General features: G+C 62.0%; 6 protein-coding genes. 5 read left to right on the forward strand and 1 reads right to left on the reverse strand.

Annotated features, from left to right (window positions below; genetic code table 11):
* Positions 1-153 precede the first annotated feature (153 nt).
* Complete coding sequence (locus ASF71_RS24240) at positions 154-414, reverse strand: hypothetical protein (RefSeq protein ID WP_156372972.1); 261 nt, start codon at positions 412-414, stop codon at positions 154-156.
* A gap of 156 nt (positions 415-570) precedes the next feature.
* Between ASF71_RS24240 and ASF71_RS19155 the strand changes: the two genes are divergently transcribed.
* The 5 genes from ASF71_RS19155 (at position 571) to ASF71_RS19175 (ending at position 5,836) form a co-directional block, all read left to right on the forward strand.
* Positions 571-2,013: a transposase gene (locus tag ASF71_RS19155; RefSeq protein WP_056303099.1), complete on the forward strand. Its 1,443-nt coding sequence runs from the start codon at positions 571-573 to the stop codon at positions 2,011-2,013.
* Complete coding sequence (locus tag ASF71_RS19160) at positions 2,014-2,445, forward strand: hypothetical protein (protein ID WP_056303101.1); 432 nt, start codon at positions 2,014-2,016, stop codon at positions 2,443-2,445. It begins immediately after the preceding gene.
* A 7-nt stretch (positions 2,446-2,452) separates the two neighbouring features.
* Entirely contained in the window at positions 2,453-2,659 is a 207-nt protein-coding gene (locus ASF71_RS19165) for a hypothetical protein (protein ID WP_235514622.1), read from the forward strand.
* Positions 2,656-3,069, forward strand: coding sequence for a hypothetical protein (locus ASF71_RS19170; RefSeq protein WP_056303105.1), 414 nt, complete (start codon positions 2,656-2,658; stop codon positions 3,067-3,069). The genes ASF71_RS19165 and ASF71_RS19170 overlap by 4 nt, the downstream gene beginning before the upstream one ends.
* An 829-nt stretch (positions 3,070-3,898) precedes the next feature.
* Positions 3,899-5,836: an IPT/TIG domain-containing protein gene (locus ASF71_RS19175; protein ID WP_156372973.1), complete on the forward strand. Its 1,938-nt coding sequence runs from the start codon at positions 3,899-3,901 to the stop codon at positions 5,834-5,836.
* The last annotated feature ends 618 nt before the right edge of the window (positions 5,837-6,454 follow it).

Here is a 6,454-nt window from a genome sequence, read left to right on the forward strand (position 1 = left end):
CCGGTGAACAGGTCGGCGTACCGGCAGGGCCCACACCAGGGCGTCGGCAAAGTGCCACGTCAGCCCCAGGAGCGTGGGAACCAGCCACCCCAGAAGGGTCAGGTAGACCGTCAACTCTAGGCTCATACGGACCTATGCATTCAAGTTACTCTCTTAGGCCTGCGGCACGAAGGCGACGTGGCCCTCGTACAGGCGGTGGTGAAATCGACGTCCAGGACGCTCAACTAACGTGCCTCGCATGACACCATAAAGAGTGGAAATCTGAATCTCGCAGTGACCCTCATTGAGGTCGCAGGCTTGCTGAAGGGCCTGAAGGTCAAGCAGGAAAGCGCCTTCGGGAGATTTATGAGGCTCAGCTGAAATGGTCAGACGTTTTGTAGGCGAAACTTGATAGCGACCTTGGAGAATAACCATCTCTCTAGTTTAAGACTGAAATGATCTGCCAAATGGGGTATAGAGCGCCTCGCAAGAGTTTTTAAATCTAGGTAAAGCTTAATGTCGTGATTTTATCTGCGTTCATGTTATGGCTTTTATAGAAGAGCTTGGGTCTGTGATTAGCGCCCTCCACAGGTGCTCGACCTCTGGCTGGGCACTCTTGCCGTTACCATGCTGGGCATGGGCTCCGAGGTGACCGAGAAAGATCTCTTCGAGATCATCCGTCGTCAGCCCGAGCAGATCGACCAACTGATCGGTGAAAACAAAGCCCTCAAAGCGGACATCGCCCGCCTGAAGAAGCGCATCGAGGAACTCGAACGGCGGGAACGCAAGTACGCCGCCCCCTTCAGCAGGGAGAAGCGCACCACTGATCCCAACTTACCAGGACGCCGTCCTGGAGAGGGCACCTTCGCGCACAAGTCGCCACCCATGACAGAACAGATCACGGGCACCGTGGAAGTCGACACACCCAACACCTGTCCTCGTTGTGGGTGTATGGGGCCGCTGATCTTCACGCGTCAGGACAAGGTCTGGGTCACGGAACTCGTTCCCCAGAACGCCATGCAGGTTACCGAGTACCACGTGCCCGTCATGGCGTGCCCGCAGTGTCACCACGCGGTGCGTGGTGACCATCCCGCTGTGAACAGCGATCAGGTCGGTGCGACTGCCCATCGACTCGGCCCTGTCCTGCACGCCACCCTTCAGACCCTCCATCACGAGCTGGGCCTTCCGGTCCGCCGTATCGGTCGGGTCATGGACCTCCTTGGAGGGCTTCAGATCACGCAGAGTGCGATCACGCAAGCCGCACAGCGGCTTGCTGCCGACGGCAGCCCTCTCGCCATCCACGTCGATGCGTTGCAGGCACAGATCCAGCAGGCGCCGTTCGTGCATCACGACGACACGGGCTGGCGGATCAGCGCTCAGAACGCCTGGGTGGGTACGTTCCGCAGTGCCGACACCGTGGTGTTCCGCGCCAACCTGCGGCACACGAACGTGGAAGTCCGGGAAGGCCTGGGGCAGAATTTCGCAGGCGTGCTGGTGAGCGACCGCTTCTCCTCGTACGACAGCCGCTTCTTGCAAGACGTCCGGCAGCAGAAGTGCCTGGCACACCTGATCCGCAATGCGGATGAAGTCGCTGCTGTTCTCCAGCGGCGACCTGGGCGGGGAGAGCTGTATGGGCGACGGGTCGCGCAGGTCTTCCGGGAGGGCATCCAACTGCACCGGGATGTGACGATGGGGAAATGCACGCGAGAGGAGTACGCGCAGCAGGGTGAGTTCCTCACCCTGCGTCTGGATGCGCTGCTCAACCGGGCGCCGCCCAAGTCGCAAGCGAATGAGCGACTTCGACTGGACATCATGAAGCAGCGCGTACTGGATCGGTTGTGGCGGTTCCTGAAAGACCCGGCCGCAGCCTCGCTGGTCCCGGCCGGGACGACGTGGCGCCGGATCAAGGGCAAGGACGGGCAACCCGGCGAGCAGGTCACGGTGCAGGCCGTCCTGGGCATGAAGCGGACGCTGAGCAACGGCGCGGAGTTGCCGGCCTACGTCATCACGCGGGACTTCGAGCAGGTGGTGTGAGTGACCTACAACCGGACGCTGTTGGGGCCACACCCGGACAGCAGCTTTCTGGTCCACACTGGGGTGGTGGCGGTGGTCGGCAGTGAGGAAACCGTGCTGCTCCTTCCTGGGGTGGTCTGGCCGGGGGGAGCGGCGCTACCCGACGAGCTGATGGACTGGTTGCGCCCAGCGCAGACCTTCCTGGGGGCGAAGGATGCGGCGGTGCCGTGGTCGGCTTCGCCGCGGGACATCGAATCGACGACCGCGCTGGTGCAGGTGCAGTGGGTGCGGAGCAAGGCGCTGCTGAGTGAACGGTTCGGGCGCCTCTCGACCCTGGTCGACGTGGAGGGTCTGTCCCAGGCCTCCCTGGCCACGATGCTGGGGGCCAGTCGGGAGAGCCTGAGCTGTGCGCTGAGCCTGCAACGCACGAGGAACCGCCATGCTGCGGACTGAGGGGGCTATGACATCCAGAACACCGATGTACCGGCAGCAGGCCCCAGCGGGTCTGCACACCCATGACGAGTTGAAAGCGATGGGCCTGCGCCCTCGCCCAGGGGAATTGCCCCGGGGGATCCTCAAGGTGCGGAACGGCTGCGACGAGCGGATGACCGGCGTGTTCGGCCTTGATCAGGTGGAACCTATCGTGGCCCAGGCGGTGTCCGCATGACGCCCTTACAGGTCAAGGGTTTCATGGTGGGGTTCTGGGTGTTCCTGCTGAGTGCGGGGATCAGTGCCCTGGCAGATGAGATCGGCGGGGTGCGGGCCGGCCTGCTAACGCTGCTTCTGCTGGCCGGGGCCCAGATGGGCTACGGGGTGCTGTGTCGGCGGGTCGGCAAGTTCTGGGCGAGTGCGGTACTGCGCCTGGGACCGTTGCTGCTGATGCCTGGCATGCTGTTCTCGCAGGGAGCGACGGCAGACGTGCTGGTGGTGGTGTTGGAGGTCTGCAACCTGGTGGCAACACTGGACTGGTCGGATGACGACATCGGAGGCTGGGGCCGGCGCCGCTGGGCGCAGGTCAAGCCGGTGATCAAGCGCTTTTCTAAACCTGTGATGGGAGGTGTAACGCCGCGAGCCTGAGAACACCACTCTTCCCAGGAACCTATATCATCCCTTAATCTAAGGAGGTGAGGCGCTTTGAAACAACAGTGGGTCCTACGCGGTACGCCGCTGTCGAGCTGGACGACGTCGCCTTCATTTATCCACTGACACCACTCGGGGGGAACGAACCTATGGAGTTCACGCCCAGGGCTTGGCTCCGCCACATTTTGCCGGGTCTGAACCTGAATGGTCGGGAAGTGTTCTCCAGCCTCTGGACACCTGAGGTGGGTCTAGATATGGCCGATGAACAGGATGTCCGGTTGGCAATCCACCGGTATGGCTGTCCTGTGCGTGCTGATCTCGCCGTTTAGGCCGCTGCAGGTGCGCCTCCTGCGCAAGTGCCCAGCAGTACGCAATGAGCGACAGGCACGTGGAATAGACGCCAGGAACCAGTCACCAGCGTTCGTCTGATGTCATGAGATGACCACCCCACAGCCTCTGGCATGTCCGCACGCAAGACAAAGTCAAAGCACAGAATGTTCTGGAGAGGATTCAGTTTGCCTGCCTCTTCATCCTGCGGCGCGTCTTTGCCGGACGAGCTATACATCACATCGTTTTCAAAGACACCCAACACTCATTCCAACCCTCTGGTTAGTACTAAATTAGTGATAGACCCTAGGTTATTTATAGAAGACTCATCTTTTTTCTCCCCGTATGCCCACTCAGCGAGGTTCCTCATGACTATCCCTGGTATCCCCCATCACCCTGAGATTGCTCTGGCAAGCACCGGCGTCTACGGAGTCTGCAGCCTCTCTGGTCTCGTTGGCTTCGGCAACGTCAGCTCCTCCCCTAAGAGAGAGTTCTGACCGTGCGCCGCCAACTCTTGAGCCTGCTGCTCCCTGCCCTCCTCCTTGCCGCCTGCGGGCAGAACGCCACCGATCAGAGCGGTGCGCCGGTGACCACCGCGCCCTCCACGCCTGCCAGCCCGCAAGTCCAAGCCGGCTCGCTCTACGAGGTGCAGTTTCGCGGTGTCGGAAGCACCCAGGCCTCTTCCAGTGTCTCGGCAGTCCATGCGGGTCTGGGCGCCCAGGCCCTCAAGGACGTCGACGACAGCAAGCTGACCTTCACACCACTGACGGTGGACACCTTCGCGACCGGCACCACCCGCTACGTCCGGGCGGTATACACGGTCACCAACAACACTGGCGCCCCACTGGACCACCTGACCTTTGTACCGGTCAACACCGACCCCGACCCGAACGCCACCACGCCCGCCAGCACCACCCCGACGGTGGGGGCGACCTACTTCAAGAACCTGACCCGTTTCGACAGTAGCGACACCTCCGCCCGCGCCACTGACCTCACGCCGATCACCGGGATGGTGTACAGCACGGCACAAGGCGCGGTCATCACCGATGCCGACGCTACGCCCTATACGGCGCTGAACACCTCAGTCCTCAATCCAGTGACGCCTGCCGGGCTGGTCATCAATGGCCGTGCGGCCAGCGGCTGGCGCAGCAACGCGCCCATCGCCGCTGGGGCCAGTGCGCGTGTCACCTTCGCAGTCGCCATCGCGAACACCAGCCCGCAGACGGATCCCTTCAACTTCAGCGTGGTGGTGGCCTCCGGGAACGATGTGGTCCCCTTTCCCACCGTTACCGCCGTCCGTCCTGCGCTTGGTCTGGACAGCACCACGGTCACCATCACTGGTACCAACTTCACCTCCGGGACAAGTGTGAAGTTCGGGTCAGTGGCGGCCGGGAGCGTGACGCGGAACAGCTCCACCAGCTTGACCGTCACCAGCCCCTCCAACCTGCCCGCCGGGAAGGTCGACATTGTGGTGACGAACGCGGATGGAAGCAGCGCCACCAGCAGCGCCAGCCTGTTCGATCAGTTGGTTTTCAACGACTATGCGGTCCCTACAGAGAACAGTGGGCTGGCCGGGATTACGGTGGGACCGGACGGGCACCTCTGGTTCACTGAGTCGAACCGCGACAAGATCGGGCGCATCACGACGACTGGAGTCGTCAACCGTGAGTACAGCATCCCGACAGCGAGCAGTGCCAATATCCCCTTGAGCATCATCACCGGCCCGGACAATGCTCTCTGGTTCACGGAGGGAAACTCGAACCAAGTGGGCCGTATCACGACCGCAGGGACGCTCACAGAGTTCACCACTTCGGCAGCGTACTCCGGCACCGTAGGCATCACGGTAGGTCCGGACAACCGGTTGTGGTTCACCGAGCAAGGAAGCACGAATAGCGCCCTCAACCGGATCTCGACCACCGGGACGCTCGGCTCGGACATCACAATAAGTGGTCAGAGTCAGCCGAACTCCATCACCAAGGGGGCCGACGAGAACCTGTGGTCGACGGACACGACGTTCAACGTCATCAGGCGAACCACACCAGCCGGTACGACGACCAGCTTCCCGGTGCCAAGCGCCTTTAGAGATGGTTCCTTGTACGCAACGTTCGGCATCACCAGCAATACGGACGGAAATCTCTGGTTCACTGAGCAGGCAGCCAACAAGATTGGCCGGATCACCCCAGCGGGCGTCGTCACGGAGTTCACGGTGCCGACCCCGAATGCTGGCCCGGCGGAGATCGTTAGTGACTCGGACGGGAACTTGTGGTTTACCGAGAGCGTGGCGGGCAAGATCGCCCGGCTCACCCCCGCTGGAGTATTCAGCGAGTTTGCCGTCCCGACCCCGAACAGCAGCCCGCAGGGCATCGTTATTGGGCCGGACAACAACATCTGGTTCACGGACAGTGGGACGAACAGGATTGGGGTGCTCCGGCGCTGAAAGTGAACATTACCCTGGAGTCAAAGCGTTAATCGCCTGTTCTCCTCTCGCCCGCCCTGGGCGACGCGCCGGGGCGGGCTCCTTATTACCTAGACTGACATCTTGCAGTTTTGGGAAAGGACGTCTGGAACGCACTTTTGGCCCCATAGTGGGGTGTGAACCCAAAAGAACCGCGTTCCAGACGGCTCTATTCTGACATCCTGCAGCACGCCCTCAAGACCGCGCAGGACTGGTGGCGAGCGTCACCCCATCCGCGTCCCCGGCTGGAACTGCTGGTSGACCTGACGAGCTTGGAAAAGACCGGCCAGTTCGCTGAACTGGCCGATTGGGTCCACACTTACCACGGYGCCCGGGGGGTCCACCTGGTYGTRCTGTACCTGTGCTGCGGGGAGCTGCGGCTCCCTTGGGCTTTTCAGATCTGGCGAGGGAAGGGCAAGGCGTCCCCCGCCCAACTCGCCCTGAAKTTGCTYCGGACCGTCCCAGCCACGTGACTGAAGGGCAACCGTCGGCCCCGTCTGCATGCAGACGGGGGGTTCGAGAGTGCCGAGTTCATTCGGGGTGTCCTCGCCCATGGCTTGGACATCRTGGTCGGAGTGCGCTGCTCTCGGAAACTGGAGG

It is taken from the genome of Deinococcus sp. Leaf326 (assembly GCF_001424185.1).
Taxonomy (GTDB): Bacteria; Deinococcota; Deinococci; order Deinococcales; family Deinococcaceae; genus Deinococcus.